Origin of the sequence: Streptomyces sp. NPDC058157 (assembly GCF_042884105.1) — a bacterium.
Classification (GTDB): domain Bacteria; phylum Actinomycetota; class Actinomycetes; order Streptomycetales; family Streptomycetaceae; genus Streptomyces.
In genome coordinates this window covers 32,953-51,449 of the sequence record NZ_JBHVUQ010000038.1, presented here as the reverse complement: position 1 = coordinate 51,449, position 18,497 = coordinate 32,953, and the positions used below count along the sequence as shown (strand labels likewise).

Here is an 18,497-nt window from a genome sequence, read left to right as displayed (position 1 = left end):
AGGGGGTTGATCTCGGAGACCGCGCCGACGAACGTGGTCTTGCCCACGCCGAAGCCGCCCGCCACCACGATCTTCGCGGAGGTGGTGGAGCGAGCGGCACCGCCGTTAGAGCTTGCGAAGTCCACTGAGCACCCTTTCGAGCAGCGTTACGTCCGGCGTTCCGCCGGCCTCTCCATTGCCCGGCTGGTGGATCGCCACCATGCCGGCCTCCGCCAGGTCGGCCACGAGGATCCGGGCCACACCGAGCGGCATCGACAGCAGCGCGGAGACCTCGGCGACCGACTTCACCTCGCGGCACAGGGTGCAGATGCGCTGGTGCTCCGGCAGCAGGCCGGACAGGTGCATCGGGTCGGCCGTCGTGCTGACCAGGGCCTCGATGGCGAGCTGGTAGCGCGGCCGGGTCCGGCCACCGGTCATCGCGTACGGACGCACCAGCGGCTGGTCGCCTTCCGAGTACGAGTCTTCGTACGCATCGGGGTAGGCGGGGGGCGGGGTCATTGATCCTCCGGGCTGGACAGCAGTGGTCAGCGTGCCGTCTGAGGGGGCGGCCGGTGGGGGGGACTTGATGACGGCCTTCGGGGGTACTGGGGTTCCGGGACGCGGTCCCGGTCCTCCCGGCCGGAAGTACCGTCCGGCCGGGAGAGGGGGTGTCAGGTGAGCAGGCTCCCCTGGAGTTCCGCGCGCAGGTCCGGGGTGAGGACGTTGCCGGCGCGGTCCACGAGGAGGGCCATCTCGTAGCCGACGAGGCCGATGTCGCACTCGGGGTGCGCGAGCACCGCGAGCGAGGACCCGTCGGAGACCGACATGAGGAAGAGGAACCCACGGTCCATCTCCACCACGGTCTGGTTGACGGCGCCGCCCTCGAAGATCCGGGAGGCTCCGGCGGTCAGCGAGGTCAGACCGGAGGCCACGGCCGCCAGCTGATCGGCGCGGTCACGGGGGAAACCTTCGGACATGGCCAGAAGGAGTCCGTCGGCGGAGACCACCACCGTGTGGGACACCCCGGGGGTGTTGTCCACGAAGTTGGTGATCAACCAGTTCAGGTTCTGTGCCGCCTGGCTCATCGAGCTCAACTATCGCTCCTGCTGGTAAGTGGGGTCGATCTGGTAACTGCCGGTCGCCGGGCCGGAACCGGCCTGCCGTCCCTGCTGGATACCGCGTCGGAGGTTGGTGAGACGGCCGCGCACGTCGTCCGGTGCACGCGACACCTGCGGCCCGGCCGGGGCCTCGGCCTGCTGCTGGGCGGTACCGGCGACGAGGTTGGCCCGCGGCACCCGCCGGGGGAGCCCCGAGGTGGTGATCCCGCCGGCCGCGGGCTGGCGCACGCGCTCGGCCTGCCGCATCAGCTCGTCGTTGGGGGAGGACCGCCAGCTGACCTGCGGCGTGCTGCCGGTGACCGCCGTGGCGGGCTCGGCCGCGAGCTCCTGTCCCCGCTGCGGCAGCGGCTGCTGCTGCTGGGGGGCCGGCGCCTGCTGGGGCTGCTGCGGAACGGCCGGCGCCTGTCCGGCGGACGGGCCGCCGTGCTGGCCGGACCAGTTCGACTCCAGCGTATCGAAGATCGGACTGCGCAGCTCACCACCGGGCTGGCCCGGGGCCGGGGGCAGCGCCTCCGGCTGGTACGCCTGCGGGAGCTGCGGGGCCTCGGCACGCGGCGCGGGGGCGTAGCCGCCGGGCTGCCGGTCCTGGCCCTGCTGGTCCGCGTACCCGCCGACACCGGGGCCGCCGGGACGGGCGAACTGGCCCGTCGCGAACTGGCCCGTGGCGGACGGGTCGAGGTGGCCGGCGGGCTGCGGGCGCTCGAACTGGCCGGTGGTGGACGGGTCCTGGGGACCGCGCACGTCCGGGCGCTGGAACTGGCCGGTGGTGGACGGGTCCTGGGGACCGCGTACGTCCGGGCGCTGGAACTGCCCGGTCGTGGAGTTGCCGGCCGGCGGGTACGGGGCGTTGAAGTCGGGGCGGGCGAACTCCGCCGTCGAGCCGGGGCCCGACAGCTCGTCGTGGCCGCGCGGGGCCTCCTGCCCGGCCTGCCCGGCGCCCCAGCTGGTGGCCTGCGGCATCCCGGCGGCCGGACCGCCCGGGCCCGGGAGCTCCGGACGGCCCGCGGCGCCGCCCTGCGGCGGGAGCTGCGGACGCCGGCGCTTGACCGGGGCTCCGGGGCCGCCCTGCTGCTGCGGGGCCTGGCCCGGCTGCTGGACCGGGGCCGGACCGCCCTGGGGCGGCTGCGGACGCTCGAAGCCGCCGCCCTGGGCCGGGAAGACACCGGGGACGGAGGCCTGGGGCACGCCCGAGGGACGGGCCTGCGGGCCGCTGAAGAGGTTGTTGTCCTGGCCGGCCGGAGCACCGGCGGGGCCGCCCTGGCCACGGCCGGGCTGCGGAGCACCGCCGCCGAAGCCGCCCTGGCCCTGCGCCTGGCCCGTCGGAGCGGCGGGACCGCCCTGCGGACGGGGACCCTGGCCCTGCGGCCGCTGCTGCGGACCACCGGCCGGGCCGCCCTGGCCGGGCAGCGCGGGACGCTGCCCGCCGCCGACCTGGCCGCGCTGCTGGCCCGCGCCCACGGGGGGACGCGCGCCGGCGCCGGGGACCTGACCCTGGGCGCCGGGGGCACCCTGGCCGCCGGGGCCGCCCGCCTGGCCGCCCTGGCCCGGAACCGGACCCGGCTTCTTGCCGCCCTGGGCGACGTCCACCGGGAGCATGACGAGCGCGGTCGTACCGCCCGAGTCGGAGGGGCGCAGCTGGATGCGGATGCCGTGTCGCAGGGACAGGCGGCCGACCACGAACAGGCCCATGCGGCGGGAGACGGAGACGTCCACGGTCGGCGGCGACGCGAGCCGCTCGTTGATCGCGGCGAGGTCCTCGGGGGACAGGCCGATACCGGTGTCGTGGATCTCGACGAGCACCCGGCCGTCGGGCAGCGCGTGGCCGGTGACCTTGACCTTGGTCTGCGGGGAGGAGAACGAGGTGGCGTTCTCCAGCAGCTCGGCGAGGAGGTGCACGAGGTCGTTGACGACGCGGCCGGCGACGTCGGTGCCGGGCACCGCCGCCAGCTCGATGCGCTCGTACTGCTCCACCTCGGACGCGGCGGCGCGGAGCACGTCGACGAGCGGGACGGGGCGGGTCCACCGGCGGCCCGGCTCCTCGCCCGCGAGGACGAGGAGGTTCTCACCGTTACGCCGCATTCGGGTGGCGAGGTGGTCGAGCTTGAAGAGGGAGGAGAGCTGGTCCGGGTCGGCCTCGCGCGACTCCAGTTCGGAGATGAGCGACAGCTGGCGCTGGATGAGGCCCTGGGAGCGGCGCGAGAGGTTGGTGAACATCGCGTTGACGTTGCCCCGGAGGAGGGCCTGCTCGGCGGCGAGGCGGACGGCCTCGCGGTGCACGTCGTCGAAGGCCGCGGCCACCTGGCCGATCTCGTCGCGGGTGTGCACGCCGACGGACTCCACGGAGGTGTCGACGTCCTGCGGGTCCGACTCCGAGAGCTGCTTGACGAGCTCGGGCAGACGGTCCTGGGCGACGCGCGTCGCGGTGTCCTGCAGTCGGCGCAGCGAGCGGATCATGGACCGGGCCATGACGAAGGCGCCGACGAGGGAGACACCGAGGACGAGGAGGATCAGGGCACCGTTGATGATGGCGTCCTGCTGCGACTCGTTCTTGAGCTCGCGGGCCTTCTGCTCCATGTCCTCGAGCAGGGTCAGCTCGATGACCTTCATCGCCTGGAGCTTGGTGTCGTCGGCGTCGTACCAGTCCATCCAGGACCGGTTCTTCTCCTTGGCGAACTGTCCCTGGGTGCTCAGCACGCGGCGGGCGTAGTGGTCGGCGCTGCCGATCTCGGTGTTGCCGTCGCCGAGCGCCGCGAGGAGCTCCTCGGGCTTGCCCTGGTAGACGAGTTCGAAGGTCTTCTTCGCCTGGCTCTCGCCGCGGAGCGCGGAGAGGCCGTAGAGGCGGTCGTTCTCTTCCAGCTTGCCCGGCTTGTCGGAGCTCTCCAGCAGCGAGGCGGCGATGATGGCGCGCTGGATGGAGGCGTACTCCTTGGCGGAGGAGAAGGCGGCCAGGGCGCGGGTGCGCTTGATCATCTCCGGGTTGGAGGTGGCCTGTGCCATGTCCTGCGACAGCGAGAGCAGCGAGACGATCAGGGCGTTGTACTCGGTGACCGTCTGCTGGGCGCCGTTCATGTACGCCTTTTTGCGGATGTCCTCGATGCCGGTGAGCTGGCGGCCGATCTGCAGGATGTTGTTGCGGATCGACTTGAGGGTCTCGTCCTTGTCCTCCGCGCTGTCGACCTTGTCGGTCGCGGCGGCGAAGGCCTTGGCGGCGGAGTCGGTCTGGTCGCGCACGCCCTGGACGAGGCTGTTGGCCTTGCCGTCCCTGGTGATCGACATCGGGCCGGCCGACTTGTCCCGCTCCTCCTGGAGCATGGCGGCCAGGTTGGTGGCCTGCCGGGTCATCGTCGTCAGCAGCTGCATGTGCTCCAGCTGGGCGATGTCGTTGAGCGAGTCGTTGATGCGGAAGCCACCGAGGGTGGTGGCCGCGACGACGGGCAGGGTCAGCAGCGACACCAGTCGCGTGCTGATGCGCCAGTTCTGCATCGCGAGGCGCGAGCCCGAGCTGGGGGCCTTGGGTATCGCCTCGTCCTGCTCCACGGTCTCGGCCTTGGCCTTGCCCTTGGAGCGGCCCGCCTTCGGGGCCTTGCCGGACTTCCCGCGGCCCTTGGCCTTGCCCGAGGGGGTGGTTTCGAGCCCCGCCCCTTCGAAGGCCGGGCCGCGGCCCGGGGCGTGCTGGGGCGAGGCGCCACGGTCGGTCCCGCCGAGCGGCTCCTGCTCCGCCGCAGCTTCCCCTCGGCCCTGAAGGGCCTGGGGAGACCCCTTGCCATCCCTCTTGAATCGTCCCTGCACTAGCGTCGCAACCTCTGGACCAGGCGCCCCGCCGGATCAGCGGCGGAACGGTGTCGAGTCGTGGGGCACTGACGGCCCCATGGTGGTCGTCGGTGACCGGCGCGTCTCCCTGTCGATGCCACCGCGCTCGGCGCTCTCTTGCGCCACCTGCGCGCCGGCTGATACCCGCGGCGGTCTCGCGAATTCCAGCACAGTGGGGGATCTCCAACAAGGTGCGCGTGTCGCCCCGGCGAGCCGGTCACGGCTTGTGACAGACGGGCTACGCGACGTGGAAGTCCAATGCGGATGAATCGGACTTACGCCAATCAAAGCTCGCGCCTGGCAAGGTGTCCCAGTCGAGATGATCAGGAGCGGAATGGCGCATTCAGTGGCGCAATGTCCGTTTCGGGGGCGGCAATTGACTGTCAGTTATGTCCGTATTGCCCGCTGACTGGTGAGCAAACTCACACGCCTCTGGCTATTACCAACCGGTTCACTCGGGGATTCGGATGTTTAGCCTTGCCTGTTAAAGGGTTGGCGCCACATCCGGCGCAGCAGTCGACCCACACCCCACCAGCGAGCCGAGGGCCCGAAACTCCGATGAAGACGACGTCGATGATCCGCAACATAGCCAACCCCCGCCGCACCACCCTCGCGCACCTCAAGGACGCCGAGGACCTGCAGGCGGCCCCGGCCTCCCCGGAGCACCGCGTCGAGCTGCCCACCCAGACCGCGAACCCGCGCCGCACCGTCCTCATGGACGCCCCGGTCGCCGCCGCGCAGTAAAAGGAGCGCGAAGCGCCCGCCCCCACCGCGTTAGCCTGGAGTACGCAGACTCCAGCCAGCGGAAACACAAGAGGGGCAGACGCAGCAGGTGCGCATCGCCAGGTTCTCGATCGACGGCAACGTCGCGTTCGGCGCGGTCGAGGGCAGCACTGCCCTCGCGGCGTCCGAAGGCGAGCTCGTCCTCGACATCATCAAGGGCATCCCGTTCGCGGACTTCGAGCTCTCCGGCACGAAGGTCCCGCTGAGCAAGGTCCGGCTGCTGCCGCCCGTGCTCCCGAACAAGGTCGTGGCCGTCGGCCGCAACTACGCGGAGCACGCGGCGGAGCTCGGCAACGAGCTCCCGGAGGCGCCCATCACCTTCTTCAAGCCCTCCACGTCGGTGGTCGGCTCCGGCGACCCGATCGTCTACCCCTCCTTCTCCCAGGACGTCCACCACGAGGCGGAGCTCGCCGTGGTCATCGGGCGCATGTGCCGCGAGGTCCCGAAGGAGCGCGTCAAGGACGTCATCCTCGGCTACACCTGCGCCAACGACGTCACCGCCCGCGACGTCCAGCAGCGCGAGAAGCAGTGGGCCCGGGCCAAGGGCTTCGACAGCGCCTGCCCCCTCGGCCCCTGGATCGAGACCGGCCTGGACCCGGCGGCGATCGCCGAGGGCCTGACGGTGCAGTGCACCGTCAACGGCGAACAGCGCCAGCTCGGCCGCACCAGCGACATGGTCCGCTCCGTCGAGGACCTGGTCGTGCACATCAGCGAGGCCATGACGCTGCTCCCGGGCGACGTCATCCTCACGGGGACCCCGGCCGGAGTCGGCCCCCTCAACGTCGGCGACGAGGTCGCCGTCACCATCGAAGGCATCGGCACTCTCACCAACAGGGTGATCAAGCGTGGCTAACGCGAACGTCCGCGTACGTTTCTGTCCCTCCCCGACCGGCAACCCCCACGTGGGCCTGGTCCGGACCGCCCTCTTCAACTGGGCGTTCGCCCGCCACCACGGCGGTACGTTCGTCTTCCGCATCGAGGACACCGACGCGGCGCGCGACTCCGAGGAGTCCTACCTCCAGCTGCTCGACTCCCTGCGCTGGCTCGGCTTCACCTGGGACGAGGGCCCCGAGGTCGGCGGCCCGCACGCCCCGTACCGGCAGTCCGAGCGCATGGACATCTACAAGGACGTCGCGCAGAAGCTCCAGGACGGCGGCTACGCCTACTCCTGCTACTGCACCACCGAGGAGCTCGACACCCGCCGCGACGCCGCCCGCGCCGCCGGCAAGCCCTCCGGCTACGACGGCCACTGCCGCGAGCTGAGCGCCGAGCAGGTCGCCGCGTACGAGGCCGAGGGCCGCACCTCGATCGTCCGCTTCCGGATGCCCGACGAGACCATCACCTTCACGGACCTGGTCCGCGGCGAGCTCTCCTTCACCCCGGAGAACGTGCCGGACTTCGGCATCGTCCGCGCGAACGGCGCCCCGCTGTACACGCTGGTCAACCCGGTCGACGACGCGCTGATGGAGATCACGCACGTCCTGCGCGGCGAGGACCTGCTCTCCTCCACCCCCCGCCAGATCGCCCTCTACAAGGCGCTGATCGAGCTGGGCGTCGCCAAGAGCACCCCGCAGTTCGGCCACCTGCCGTACGTGATGGGCGAGGGCAACAAGAAGCTCTCCAAGCGCGACCCCGAGTCCTCGCTCAACCTCTACCGCGAGCGCGGCTTCCTGCCCGAGGGCCTGCTGAACTACCTCTCGCTCCTCGGCTGGTCCTTCTCCAAGGACCAGGACATCTTCTCGATCGAGGAGATGGTGGCGAAGTTCGACATCGACGGCGTCAACGCCAACCCGGCCCGCTTCGACCTCAAGAAGGCCGAGGCGATCAACGCCGACCACATCCGCCGGCTGGACCCGAAGGCCTTCGCGGACGCCTGCGCCCCGTGGCTGCGCGCCCCGCACGCCAACTGGGCGCCCGAGGACTTCGACGCCGACGCCTGGGACCGGATCGCCCCGCACGCCCAGACGCGTGTGACGGTCCTCTCGGACATCACCGCGAACGTGGACTTCCTCTTCCTCAAGGAGCCCGTCGAGGACCAGGCGTCCTGGGACAAGGCCATGAAGGGCGAGCCCGCGGCCCTGCTGACCACGGCCCGGGAGAACCTCCTCGCCGCCGACTGGTCGGACCCGGAGTCCCTCAAGCAGGCCGTCCTGACCGCCGGCGAGGCCCACGGCCTCAAGCTCGGCAAGGCCCAGGCGCCGGTCCGCGTGGCGGTCACCGGCCGCACCGTCGGCCTGCCGCTGTTCGAGTCCCTGGAGATCCTGGGCAAGGAGCGCTCGATCGCGCGCATCGACGCGGCCCTGGCGAAGCTCGCCGCCTGACCCGCGCCCTCCCGAAGGGGCGGCAGCCGATCCGGCTGCCGCCCCTTCGGCGTTGTCGGCGCCACGGCCTAGGGTGCGTGCAGTTGACCGCATGCTCCGTGGAAGGCCGAACCTTGCCCCTCACCGCCCCCGACTTCGACCGGTACTTCGAGCCGGGCCACACCTTCACCTACGAGAGCGGCGAGTCCGGCACCCTCGCGGTGGCCGTCGCGGGCGAGCTGTGGCTTCCCAGCGGCCGGGTGACCGCCTGCGACCCCTTCGTCAGCCTCGGCGGGGGATGGGCGGCCCCCTTCACCGTGCAGGTGGCGCCCGGCCGCTACCGCGCCGAGACGGCGGTGGCCACCCTCACCACCCCCGGCGCGGACCCCGGCGGTCCCCCGCACCTGCGCACGGCCGCCGCGCGCCTGGTGATCCGGGACGCGGCGACGGAGACGTGGGAGATGGCCGTCACCGAGGGGCAGGACGTCTCGGGGCTCGTCGAGGACGACGCGTACTTCGGCTACGGGGTGGACGCCGGTACCGGCTCGTTCTACGACCCGGCCGCCGACGGCTCCTTCCCGGACTGCGAGGGCGACGAGGGCCCCCTCTGGGACGCCTTCGAGCAGGCCGGCCACGGGCCCGGCCCGCACCTGGTCACGGGCGAGCACGGTCACAACCTCGTGGCCTTCGGCTCCGGCTGGGGTGACGGGCACTACCCGACGTGGGTCGGAAGGGACGCGGACGGCCGGGTCACCTGTTTCGTGACGGACTTCTTCGTCGTGCCCACACCGCAGGACGACCCGGCGTAGGCTCGCCGGTATGCCGATCCGCGCCGTGCTGTGGGACATCGACGACACCCTCTTCGACTACACGGGGGCCGATGCGGCCGGCCTGGCGCGGCACCTGGGGGACGAGGGGCTCGGCGACCGCTACGGAACGCCCGCCGAGGCCCTGGCCCTGTGGCGGAAGGCCACCGAGCTGCACTGGGCGCGCTTCTCCGCCGGTGAGGTCACCTTCCGCGGCCAGCGCCAGGACCGGGTGCGCGACTTCCTCGGGGAGCCCGCTCTGACCGCCGACGAGGCCGACGCCTGGTTCGAGCGCTACGTGGACCACTACAAGGCCGCCTGGGCCCTCTTCCCGGACGTCCTGCCCGCCCTGGACGCCCTCGCCGGCCGCTACCGCCACGGGGTGCTCTCCAACTCCTCCGAGGCCAACCAGGACCCCAAGCTGCGCCACCTCGGTCTGCGCGAGCGCTTCGAGGTGCTGGTGTGCGCCGCCGAGCTGGGGGTCAGCAAGCCCGACGCCGCCGCCTTCCTCGCCGCCTGCGACGCCCTCGGGCTGCCCCCGGCCGAGGTGGCGTACGTGGGGGACCAGCCGGAGATCGACGCACGGGGCGCGCGCGACGCGGGACTGACCGCCTTCTGGCTGGACCGGGACGGCGGACGGGGCCCCGGACCCGGGGGCGTACACCGGATCGAGGGGCTCGGAACCCTCCCCGACCTGCTGGCCGCTGATACCCGTTTTGGAGCACGGTCAGGCATCCGGTAATGTTCTTTCTGCGCCGGGGAGACGGGCCGAAAGGCCGGGAACCGGAGGCGCTAACCAAACGAAAGGCCCTCAGGGTCTTGAAGTTCGGTGGGCTATAGTGTAATTGGCAACACGAGGGTTTCTGGTTCCCTTATTCTAGGTTCGAGTCCTGGTAGCCCAGCGCAGTGCAGTAGTAACGCAGTGCTTTGCCCCCGTTGTGTAGCGGCCTAGCACGCCGCCCTCTCAAGGCGGTAGCGCCGGTTCGAATCCGGTCGGGGGTACAGATCCTTCCCGCAGGATCTCCAGGGTCGCTCCCGGAGGTTTTGATGCAGGATCGCTAGGGCCCCCGTTGTGTAGCGGCCTAGCACGCCGCCCTCTCAAGGCGGTAGCGCCGGTTCGAATCCGGTCGGGGGTACCAAGGTCTGGCTGGTCTAGACCATTGGGCTATAGTGTAATTGGCAACACGAGGGTTTCTGGTTCCCTTATTCTAGGTTCGAGTCCTGGTAGCCCAGCGCAGTACCGCAGTAAAGCTAGCCCCCGTTGTGTAGCGGCCTAGCACGCCGCCCTCTCAAGGCGGTAGCGCCGGTTCGAATCCGGTCGGGGGTACATGAGGGAGAGGCCCTCCGCGATCATCGCGGAGGGCCTCTTCGCTGTTCCCGGACGGGCGTGGGCCGGGGCACAAGTGTGGGCCCGGAGGCGCGAGTTCGGACGTGTGCGGCGTCGTACGCGCCCCCGGGCCCGGGGGTGTGGTGGAGCAGGGGCGGGGTGTCAGCCGGAGCGGCGCAGGGCCTCCGTCAGGCGGGCGGCCGCGTCGATGACGGCCTGGGCGTGCATGCGCCCCGGGTGCCGGGTCAGGCGCTCGATCGGACCGGAGACCGACACGGAGGCCACCACGCGGTTCGAGGGGCCGCGCACCGGTGCCGAGACGGACGCCACGCCGGGCTCCCGCTCGCCGATCGACTGCGCCCAGCCGCGGCGCCGTACGCCGGACAGGGCCGTCGCCGTGAAGCGCGCCCCCTGGAGGCCGCGGTGGAGCCGCTCGGGCTCCTCCCAGGCCATCAGGATCTGCGCCGCCGACCCCGCCTTCATCGGGAGTGTGGAGCCCACCGGGACGGTGTCCCGCAGGCCCGACAGCCGCTCGGCGGCCGCCACGCAGATGCGCATGTCGCCCTGACGCCGGTAGAGCTGCGCGCTCTCGCCCGTCACGTCACGGAGGTGCGTGAGCACCGGTCCGGCCGTGGCCAGCAGGCGGTCCTCGCCGGCCGCGGCGGCGAGCTCCGCCAGCCGCGGGCCCAGGATGAACCGGCCCTGCATGTCCCTCGCCACCATCCGGTGGTGTTCCAGTGCCACGGCAAGGCGATGTGCCGTGGGTCGTGCGAGCCCTGTCGCCGCGACCAGCCCGGCGAGGGTGGCCGGACCGGACTCCAGTGCGCTCAATACCAGAGCTGCCTTGTCGAGAACGCCGACGCCGCTAGAGTTGTCCATGAAACGATATTCACGTCTCACACTGTGAAACGCAAGTTCAAATTTTCCAAGAACCAGCGAGTCTGTATGTACGGGTCCACGAACCACTGGATCCGGGACGGTGAGCCGGAGGGAAAGAGCGATGGGTAGGACACTCGCGGAGAAGGTCTGGGACGACCATGTCGTCCGGCGCGCCGAGGGCGAGCCCGATCTCCTCTTCATTGATCTCCACCTGCTGCACGAGGTGACCAGCCCGCAGGCCTTCGACGGGCTGCGCCAGGCGGGTCGCAAGGTCCGGCGCCTGGACCTCACCATCGCGACCGAGGACCACAACACCCCCACCCTCGACATCGACAAGCCGATCGCCGACCCGGTCTCCCGCGCCCAGCTGGAGACGCTGCGCAAGAACTGCGCCGAGTTCGGTGTCCGCCTGCACTCGCTGGGTGACGTCGAGCAGGGTGTCGTGCACGTCGTCGGCCCGCAGCTGGGTCTGACGCAGCCGGGCACCACCGTGGTCTGCGGTGACTCCCACACCTCGACGCACGGCGCCTTCGGCGCGCTGGCCTTCGGCATCGGCACCAGCCAGGTCGAGCACGTGCTGGCCACCCAGACGCTGCCGCTGGCCCGCCCGAAGACGATGGCCATCACGGTCACCGGCGAGCTGGCCGAGGGCGTCACCGCCAAGGACCTGATCCTGGCGATCATCGCCAAGATCGGCACCGGTGGCGGCCAGGGCTACATCCTGGAGTACCGCGGCGAGGCCGTCGAGAAGCTCTCGATGGAAGCCCGCATGACCATCTGCAACATGTCGATCGAGGCCGGCGCCCGCGCGGGCATGATCGCCCCCGACCAGACCACCTTCGACTACCTGGAGGGCCGCGACCACGCCCCGACGGGCGAGGACTGGGACGCGGCGGTCGCGTACTGGAAGACCCTGCGCACCGACGAGGACGCCGTCTTCGACGCCGAGGTCGTCATCGACGGCTCCGCGCTCTCCCCGTTCGTCACCTGGGGCACCAACCCGGGCCAGGGCGCGCCGCTGTCCGCGAGCGTCCCCGACCCGGCTTCGTACGAGGACGCTTCGGAGCGCCTGGCCGCCGAAAAGGCCCTGGAGTACATGGGGTTGACCGCCGGCCAGCCGCTGCGCGAGATCAAGGTCGACACCGTCTTCGTAGGTTCCTGCACCAACGGCCGCATCGAGGACCTGCGCGCCGTCGCCGGCATCATCGGGGGCCGCAAAGTCGCCGACGGCGTACGGATGCTGGTCGTCCCGGGCTCCGTCCGGGTCGCGCTCCAGGCGGTCGAGGAGGGCCTGGACAAGGTCTTCAAGGACGCCGGGGCCGAATGGCGGCACGCGGGCTGCTCCATGTGCCTGGGCATGAACCCCGACCAACTGGCCCCGGGCGAGCGTTCCGCGTCCACCTCCAACCGCAACTTCGAGGGCCGGCAGGGCAAGGGCGGACGCACCCACCTGGTCTCCCCGCAGGTGGCCGCCGCCACCGCGGTCCTGGGCCATCTGGCCTCGCCCGCCGACCTGTCCGACGCCAACGCCACCGCCGGAGTCTGAGCCATGGAAGCCTTCACCACCCACACCGGCCGTGCCGTCCCGCTGCGCCGCAGCAACGTCGACACCGACCAGATCATCCCCGCCCACTGGCTGAAGAAGATCACCCGCGACGGGTTCGAGGACGGCCTCTTCGAGGCCTGGCGCAAGGACCCGGAGTTCGTCACCAACCGCCCCGAGCGCGCCGGTGCGACCGTCCTGGTCGCCGGCCCCGACTTCGGTACCGGCTCCTCGCGCGAGCACGCCGTCTGGGCCCTGCAGAACTTCGGGTTCAAGACGGTCATCTCCTCCCGCTTCGCCGACATCTTCCGCGGCAACTCGCTGAAGAACGGTCTGCTGACCGTCGTCCTGCCGCAGGAGACCGTCGACCGGCTGTGGGAGCTCACCGAGGCCGACCCGACCGCCGAGATCACCGTCGACCTGGTCGACCGCAAGGTCCGAGCCGAGGGCGTCGAGGCGGAGTTCGAACTCGACGACAACGCGCGCTGGCGTCTGCTGGAAGGACTGGACGACATCTCGCTCACCCTTCAGAACGAAGCCGACATCGACGCGTACGAAAGCACCCGTCCCGCCTTCAAGCCGCGCACGATTCGCGTCTGATTCCTGCCTGATCAGCGCTTATTCACCCTCGGGTGATCACATCGGCAACACCGTGCCCCCCGCCTCCCGGCGGGGGGCACAGCCGTATGTTGAGGCCCCGTGAGGCGACAACTCGCCCCAGATGGCACAATCTGTGCATGGAACGCGACAGTCAACTCGAGCTCTACGAACTCGTCGCGGACCGGTTGAAAGAAGCACACACAAGGGTGCGCGCACTGCAAGTCCCGGAGGGCGTAAGGATGGCGCTGTCCCGGAAGCTGTTGGTCGTCACTGCCGCGGCGAAGCACGATCTCGCCGACGCGGCAAGGCGCCTGGACAGGTTGATGAAGGACCTCGACGAGGGTCGATTCCCTGAAGGCGACTGATGCGAAGGAACTCCGTAACGGCTCTCATCGTTGCGGCACTAGGGTGATTAGCCCGTTTCGTGTTTGATTTGCGGTATATATCCGCCTAACGTGCGAAATAAGCTTGAACACATTCGTTCTGGCGAGGTCTCCGAAGGGGAAGACGTGAACAAGGCGCAGCTCGTAGAAGCGATTGCCGACAAGCTCGGCGGCCGCCAGCAGGCCGCCGACGCGGTCGACGCGGTACTGGACGCGATGGTCCGCGCGGTCGTCGCGGGCGACCGGGTCTCGGTCACGGGCTTCGGCTCGTTCGAGAAGGTCGACCGTCCGGCCCGCTACGCCCGCAACCCGCAGACGGGTGAGCGCGTCCGGGTCAAGAAGACCTCCGTTCCCCGCTTCCGTGCGGGTCAGGGCTTCAAGGACCTGGTCAGCGGCACCAAGAAGCTCCCCAAGGGCGACGAGGTGGCCGTGAAGAAGGCCCCGAAGGGCAGCCTGACCGGCGGTGCCTCGGCCACGGTCAAGAAGGCCGCCGCCAAGAAGGCCACCACGGCCAAGAAGGCCGCCGCGAAGACCGCGGCCACCAAGACCGCCGCGAAGAAGACCACGGCGAAGAAGGTCACCGCGACCGTCAAGAAGACGGCCGCGAAGACCACGGTCGCGAAGAAGACCACGGCCGCCGCGAAGAAGGCGGCCCCGGCGAAGAAGGCCACGACGGCGGCGAAGAAGACCACCGCCACCGCCAAGAAGACCGCCCCGGCGGCCAAGAAGGCCACCGCGACGAAGGCGCCCGCCAAGAAGACGGCGACGCGCAAGGCCACCGCGAAGAAGACCACCGCCCGCAAGAAGTAGGGGCACGAGTCACACACGCCGGGCCGGCTTCCCCCAGGGGGAGGCCGGCCCGCGGTGCGTTCCTGCGCAGGTCAGGGGGGTGGCGGGGGCGCCGGGCTAGAACGTCTGCAGGGTGACCAGGGTGATCCGCAGGGCCTCGCCCTCGCCGGCCGTCTCGATGCGCACCCGCTGCCCGGGCCGCAGCATCAGCAGGCCCCCCGCGTCGAAGGCCTCGGCCCCGAAGGGCACCGGGGTGCCGTCGTCCAGCAGCACGCTGCCGCTGCGGGTCTGGGAGTCGTACGTGTACGCGGTCGCCTGCATGAGCGCACTGTATCTGGCCGTGTGCCGGCCCACGCCGAGGGAGAGCGCCCTGCGCAGGTCCGGCCCGGTGTCCACGTCCCTGCGTACGCTCTCGACGCCGTCCAGGGCTATTTCCACCGCCCCCGAAGCGGAATGCCGGGCCCGGGACGGGCCGCCGAACGCGGGTGCCAATTCCACGTCCGGGCCGGCGGAAAGGAGCGTCGTCCCGATTCCCGCCGCATCGGCCAGAAATGCCCGGGGAAATGCGGAGGCGATATCGAGCACACGTAGCAATTCCGGCGCCCGCAGAGCGGGCAGGTCCGCGTTCATCGCGGCCAGCCGCGCCCCCGGCCGCCCCGCGCGCACGGCCCGCGCGCCGTGGTCCAGCGCGGCGTTGAGCCCCGCGCCCGGGGTGTCCGGCAGGATCCGCGCCCCGAGCCGGGCCAGTTCCGCCCCGGCCACCGCGTCGTCCGTGACGACCACCACATCCGCGACGGAGGCGCAGGCCAGCGCCCCCGCCACCGTGTCCTGCGCGAAGGCCAGGGCCAGCCCCGGACGGGAACCCCCGACGGCGGCCGCCAGCCGGCTCTTGGCCAGCGCCAGCGGCTTCAGCGGGACCACCAGGCTCCAGACGGCGTTCGTGGCGGACTCCTTCGCTCCGGTGCGCGGCCGCGCACCCGTCCCGGCCAAGGACGGGTCACGGCCCGGTCATCAGTCGGCCCATTGTCGCCTCAGACCGGCCGCAGGGGGCCCGCCGGTCCGGTCGGGGCGTACGGTGTTCTCGACAGAGACCGGACCCGGGGCGACACTTGTCCGGCCCACGAGGTGCCCAGCCACCCCAGCCACCGCTGGGAGGTGCCCCACGCCCCGGTCCTAGAGGAAGGTGCTCCGAGTGTCCCGCCGCAGAATCGGCTTCTGGTACCGCCTGGCGGCGGTCATCGCAAAACCGCCGCTGGTAGTGCTCTTCAAGCGGGACTGGCGGGGAACGGAGCACATTCCGGCCGACGGCGGATTCATCACCGCCGTCAATCACAACTCGTATCTGGACCCACTGTCCTACGCGCACTTCCAGTACAACACCGGGCGCGTGCCCCGACTGCTCGCCAAGGCCGGTCTCTTCAAGGTGCCCTTCGTCGGCGCGATCCTCCGCGGATCGGGGCAGATCCCCGTCTACCGCGAGACCACCAACGCCCTGGACGCGTTCCGGGCCGCCGTGGACGCCGTCGAGCGCGGCGAATGCGTGGCGTTCTACCCCGAGGGCACCCTCACCCGGGACCCCGAGATGTGGCCGATGGCGGGCAAGACCGGTGTCGCCCGCGTGGCGCTGATCACCAAGGCCCCCGTCATTCCGGTGGCCCAGTGGGGCGCCAACCTCGCGATGCCGCCGTACGCCAAGGAGAACAAGGTCCGCCTGTTCCCCCGCAAGACCCTCCAGGTCCTCGCGGGCCCGCCCGTGGACCTGTCGGCCTTCTACGGCAAGGAACCCACGCCGGAGGTCCTCAAGGGGGCCACCGAGGCGATCATGGCCGACATCACGAAGCTCCTGGAGGAGCTGCGCGGCGAGAAGGCCCCCGACCAGCCGTACGACCACCGCAAGGCCCGCGCCCAGCAGCGGCGCAAGGCCGCGGGGGAGGGTTCCAAGTGACGCGTCCCGTCAAGGCAGCCGTATTCTCCGCGGGCTCCTGGGGCACCGCCTTCGGCATGGTGCTCGCCGACGCCGGCTGCGAGGTCACCCTGTGGGCCCGCCGCCCGGAGGTCGCCGACGCCATCAACGGCGGCCGCACCAACCCGGACTACTTCCCCGGTGTGGAACTCCCCGCGAACCTGCGCGCCACCACCGATCCGGCCGAGGCCGCCCGCGGCGCCGACTTCACGGTGCTGTCCGTGCCCTCCCAGACCCTGCGCGGCAACCTCGCCGCCTGGACCCCGCTCCTGGAGCCCGACACCGTCCTCGTCTCCCTGATGAAGGGCATCGAACTCGGCAGCGCCAAGCGGATGAGCGAGGTCATCGAGGAGGTGGCCAAGGTCCCCGCCGAGCGCGTCGCCGTGGTCACCGGCCCCAACCTGGCCCGCGAGATCGTCGCCCGCCAGCCCGCCGCCTCCGTCGTCGCCTGTGTGGACGAGGCCGTGGCCCAGCGGCTCCAGGCCGCCTGCCACACCCCGTACTTCCGCCCGTACACGAGCACCGACGTCATCGGCTGCGAGCTCGGCGGCGCCGTCAAGAACGTCATCGGCCTCGCCGTCGGCATCGCCGACGGCATGGGCCTGGGCGACAACACCAAGGGCTCGCTCATCACCCGGGGCCTGGCCGAAGCCACCCGCCTGGGCCTGGCGATGGGCGCCGACCCGCTGACCTTCTCCGGCCTCGCGGGCCTCGGAGACCTCGTCGCGACCTGCTCCTCGCCGCTCTCCCGGAACCACACCTTCGGCACGAACCTGGGCCGCGGGATGACCCTGGAGGAGACCATCGCGGTCACCAAGCAGACCGCCGAGGGGGTCAAGTCCTGCCAGTCCGTGGCGGATCTGGCCCGCCGCCACGGAGTGGACATGCCGATCACCGACACGGTCGTCGACATCGTCCACCACGGCAAGCCCACGCTGGTCGCGCTGAAGGAACTCATGGGCCGCAGCGCCAAACCGGAACGACACTGACACCTTTCCGGACGCTTGAGCGGGTACCCTCGTGGCGATATGAGCAGCGAGAACCTCCCCCAGACCCCTGAGCAGCAGGGCCGCAAGCCCCGCGTGGCCGTCGTCTTCGGCGGCCGCAGCTCGGAACACGCCATCTCGGTCGTCACCGCCGGCGCCGTGCTGCGCTCCATCGACCGTTCCAAGTACGAGGTGCTGCCCATCGGCATCACCACGGACGGCCGGTGGGCGCTGACCGCCGACGCACCCGAGCGCATGGCCATCGCCGACCGCCGGCTCCCCGACGTCGAGTCCCTGGCGGAGTCCCCGGACGGCACCGTCGTGCTGCCCGTGGACCCCGCCAGCCGCGAGGTCGTCTACACCGAGCCGGGATCCGTCCCCAAGGCCCTGGGCGAGGTCGACGTCGTCTTCCCCGTGCTGCACGGCCCCTACGGCGAGGACGGCACCCTCCAGGGCCTCCTCGAACTCTCCGGGATCCCGTACGTCGGCTGCGGCGTCCTCGCCTCGGCCGTCGGCCAGGACAAGGACTACATGAAGCGGGTGTTCACCTCCTTCGGGCTGAACGTCGGCCCGTACGTGACCATCCGCCCCCGTGAGTGGGAGGCCGACCAGGACGCCGCCAGGGCCAAGGTCCTGGACTTCGCCGCCGAGCACGGCTGGCCGCTGTTCGTGAAGCCGGCCCGCGCCGGCTCCTCCATCGGCATCACCAAGGTCGACGACGCCTCCGGGCTCGACGCCGCCATCCGCGAGGCCCGCCACCACGACCCCAAGGTCATCGTGGAGGCCCTGCTGCGCGGCCGCGAGATCGAGTGCGGCGTCCTGGAGTTCGAGGACGGGCCGCGCGCCAGCGTGCCCGCGGAGATCCCGCCGGTCTCCAGCCACGACTTCTACGACTTCGAGGCGAAGTACATCGACTCCGCCACCGGTCTCGTGCCCGCCCCGCTCACCCCGGAGCAGACCGCCGAGGTGCAGCGGCTCGCGGTCGAGGCCTTCGAGGCCGCGTCCTGCGAGGGCCTGGTCCGCGCCGACTTCTTCCTCACCGAGGACGGCACCTTCGTCATCAACGAGATCAACACCCTGCCCGGGTTCACGCCGATCTCGATGTACCCGCGCATGTGGCAGGAGTCGGGCATCGAGTACCCGGAGCTGGTGGACCGCCTGATCCAGGCCGCCCTGCGCCGCTCCACCGGCCTGCGCTAGCCGCACCCGGCCCCGTACAGCCGACCGCCCG

16 protein-coding genes, 5 tRNA genes and 2 pseudogenes are annotated in these 18,497 nt (G+C 71.1%); 17 read left to right on the top strand and 6 right to left on the bottom strand.

The window, feature by feature from the left end; translation table 11 throughout:
* The 4 genes and pseudogenes from ACFVXK_RS12775 to ACFVXK_RS12760 form a co-directional block, all read right to left on the bottom strand.
* Positions 1–125: pseudogene (locus ACFVXK_RS12775) on the bottom strand (ATP/GTP-binding protein); the annotation flags it as partial.
* A complete protein-coding gene (locus tag ACFVXK_RS12770) occupies positions 106–498 on the bottom strand; it encodes a DUF742 domain-containing protein (RefSeq protein ID WP_045952696.1) in 393 nt (130 codons plus the stop codon). The gene ACFVXK_RS12770 and the pseudogene ACFVXK_RS12775, both read right to left, overlap by 20 nt.
* Before the next feature lie 152 nt (positions 499–650).
* On the bottom strand, positions 651–1,064 hold the full coding sequence (locus ACFVXK_RS12765) for a roadblock/LC7 domain-containing protein (protein ID WP_042820501.1): 414 nt from the start codon (positions 1,062–1,064) through the stop codon (positions 651–653).
* A gap of 9 nt (positions 1,065–1,073) precedes the next feature.
* The gene (locus ACFVXK_RS12760) at positions 1,074–4,886 is read right to left on the bottom strand and encodes a nitrate- and nitrite sensing domain-containing protein (protein WP_389611516.1); all 3,813 of its coding nucleotides are present in this window, start codon (positions 4,884–4,886) and stop codon (positions 1,074–1,076) included.
* A gap of 579 nt (positions 4,887–5,465) precedes the next feature.
* Here ACFVXK_RS12760 and ACFVXK_RS12755 point away from each other — a divergent pair.
* From ACFVXK_RS12755 to ACFVXK_RS12710, 10 genes are all read left to right on the top strand, one after another.
* Complete coding sequence (locus ACFVXK_RS12755; RefSeq protein ID WP_389611515.1) at positions 5,466–5,651, top strand: hypothetical protein; 186 nt, start codon at positions 5,466–5,468, stop codon at positions 5,649–5,651.
* A gap of 88 nt (positions 5,652–5,739) precedes the next feature.
* The gene (locus tag ACFVXK_RS12750) at positions 5,740–6,543 is read left to right on the top strand and encodes a fumarylacetoacetate hydrolase family protein (protein WP_389611514.1); all 804 of its coding nucleotides are present in this window, start codon (positions 5,740–5,742) and stop codon (positions 6,541–6,543) included.
* Complete coding sequence (gene gltX, locus ACFVXK_RS12745; protein ID WP_389611513.1) at positions 6,536–8,011, top strand: glutamate--tRNA ligase; 1,476 nt, start codon at positions 6,536–6,538, stop codon at positions 8,009–8,011. The genes ACFVXK_RS12750 and gltX overlap by 8 nt, the downstream gene beginning before the upstream one ends.
* A gap of 113 nt (positions 8,012–8,124) precedes the next feature.
* Positions 8,125–8,799, top strand: a complete 675-nt coding sequence (locus ACFVXK_RS12740; protein WP_389611512.1) for a DUF4241 domain-containing protein — start codon at positions 8,125–8,127, stop codon at positions 8,797–8,799.
* 10 nt (positions 8,800–8,809) lie between these two features.
* On the top strand, positions 8,810–9,538 hold the full coding sequence (locus ACFVXK_RS12735) for an HAD family hydrolase (RefSeq protein ID WP_389611511.1): 729 nt from the start codon (positions 8,810–8,812) through the stop codon (positions 9,536–9,538).
* A gap of 88 nt (positions 9,539–9,626) precedes the next feature.
* Positions 9,627–9,698, top strand: a tRNA-Gln gene (locus tag ACFVXK_RS12730).
* A gap of 27 nt (positions 9,699–9,725) precedes the next feature.
* Positions 9,726–9,798: transfer RNA gene (locus ACFVXK_RS12725), tRNA-Glu, on the top strand.
* Positions 9,799–9,859: 61 nt separating this feature from the next.
* Positions 9,860–9,935, top strand: a tRNA-Glu gene (locus ACFVXK_RS12720).
* 22 nt (positions 9,936–9,957) lie between these two features.
* Positions 9,958–10,029: transfer RNA gene (locus ACFVXK_RS12715), tRNA-Gln, on the top strand.
* 21 nt (positions 10,030–10,050) lie between these two features.
* A tRNA-Glu gene (locus ACFVXK_RS12710) sits at positions 10,051–10,123 on the top strand.
* A 162-nt stretch (positions 10,124–10,285) separates the two neighbouring features.
* On the opposite strand, the gene ndgR is transcribed toward ACFVXK_RS12710, so the two are convergent.
* Positions 10,286–11,002: an IclR family transcriptional regulator NdgR gene (ndgR, locus tag ACFVXK_RS12705; protein ID WP_007266782.1), complete on the bottom strand. Its 717-nt coding sequence runs from the start codon at positions 11,000–11,002 to the stop codon at positions 10,286–10,288.
* 121 nt (positions 11,003–11,123) lie between these two features.
* On the opposite strand from ndgR, the gene leuC reads away from it, so the two are divergent.
* The 4 genes from leuC (at position 11,124) to ACFVXK_RS12685 (ending at position 14,338) form a co-directional block, all read left to right on the top strand.
* Complete coding sequence (leuC, locus tag ACFVXK_RS12700) at positions 11,124–12,548, top strand: 3-isopropylmalate dehydratase large subunit (RefSeq protein ID WP_389611510.1); 1,425 nt, start codon at positions 11,124–11,126, stop codon at positions 12,546–12,548.
* 3 nt (positions 12,549–12,551) lie between these two features.
* Complete coding sequence (gene leuD / locus ACFVXK_RS12695; RefSeq protein WP_344170395.1) at positions 12,552–13,145, top strand: 3-isopropylmalate dehydratase small subunit; 594 nt, start codon at positions 12,552–12,554, stop codon at positions 13,143–13,145.
* 137 nt (positions 13,146–13,282) lie between these two features.
* A complete protein-coding gene (locus ACFVXK_RS12690; protein ID WP_079429951.1) occupies positions 13,283–13,510 on the top strand; it encodes a hypothetical protein in 228 nt (75 codons plus the stop codon).
* Positions 13,511–13,654: 144 nt separating this feature from the next.
* The gene (locus ACFVXK_RS12685; protein ID WP_389611509.1) at positions 13,655–14,338 is read left to right on the top strand and encodes an HU family DNA-binding protein; all 684 of its coding nucleotides are present in this window, start codon (positions 13,655–13,657) and stop codon (positions 14,336–14,338) included.
* Positions 14,339–14,641: 303 nt separating this feature from the next.
* Here ACFVXK_RS12685 and cofC read toward each other — a convergent pair.
* Positions 14,642–15,307: pseudogene (gene cofC / locus ACFVXK_RS12680) on the bottom strand (2-phospho-L-lactate guanylyltransferase); the annotation flags it as partial.
* A gap of 202 nt (positions 15,308–15,509) precedes the next feature.
* On the opposite strand from cofC, the gene ACFVXK_RS12675 reads away from it, so the two are divergent.
* The 3 genes from ACFVXK_RS12675 to ACFVXK_RS12665 are packed head-to-tail and all read left to right on the top strand — an operon-like array spanning position 15,510 to position 18,466.
* Positions 15,510–16,262 (top strand): lysophospholipid acyltransferase family protein, encoded by a 753-nt coding sequence (locus ACFVXK_RS12675; RefSeq protein ID WP_389611508.1) that lies wholly within the window; start codon positions 15,510–15,512, stop codon positions 16,260–16,262.
* The gene (locus ACFVXK_RS12670; RefSeq protein ID WP_389611507.1) at positions 16,259–17,269 is read left to right on the top strand and encodes an NAD(P)H-dependent glycerol-3-phosphate dehydrogenase; all 1,011 of its coding nucleotides are present in this window, start codon (positions 16,259–16,261) and stop codon (positions 17,267–17,269) included. Before ACFVXK_RS12675 ends, ACFVXK_RS12670 begins: the two co-directional genes overlap by 4 nt.
* 39 nt (positions 17,270–17,308) lie before the next feature.
* Entirely contained in the window at positions 17,309–18,466 is a 1,158-nt protein-coding gene (locus tag ACFVXK_RS12665; RefSeq protein ID WP_389611506.1) for a D-alanine--D-alanine ligase family protein, read from the top strand.
* Positions 18,467–18,497: the final 31 nt, after the last annotated feature.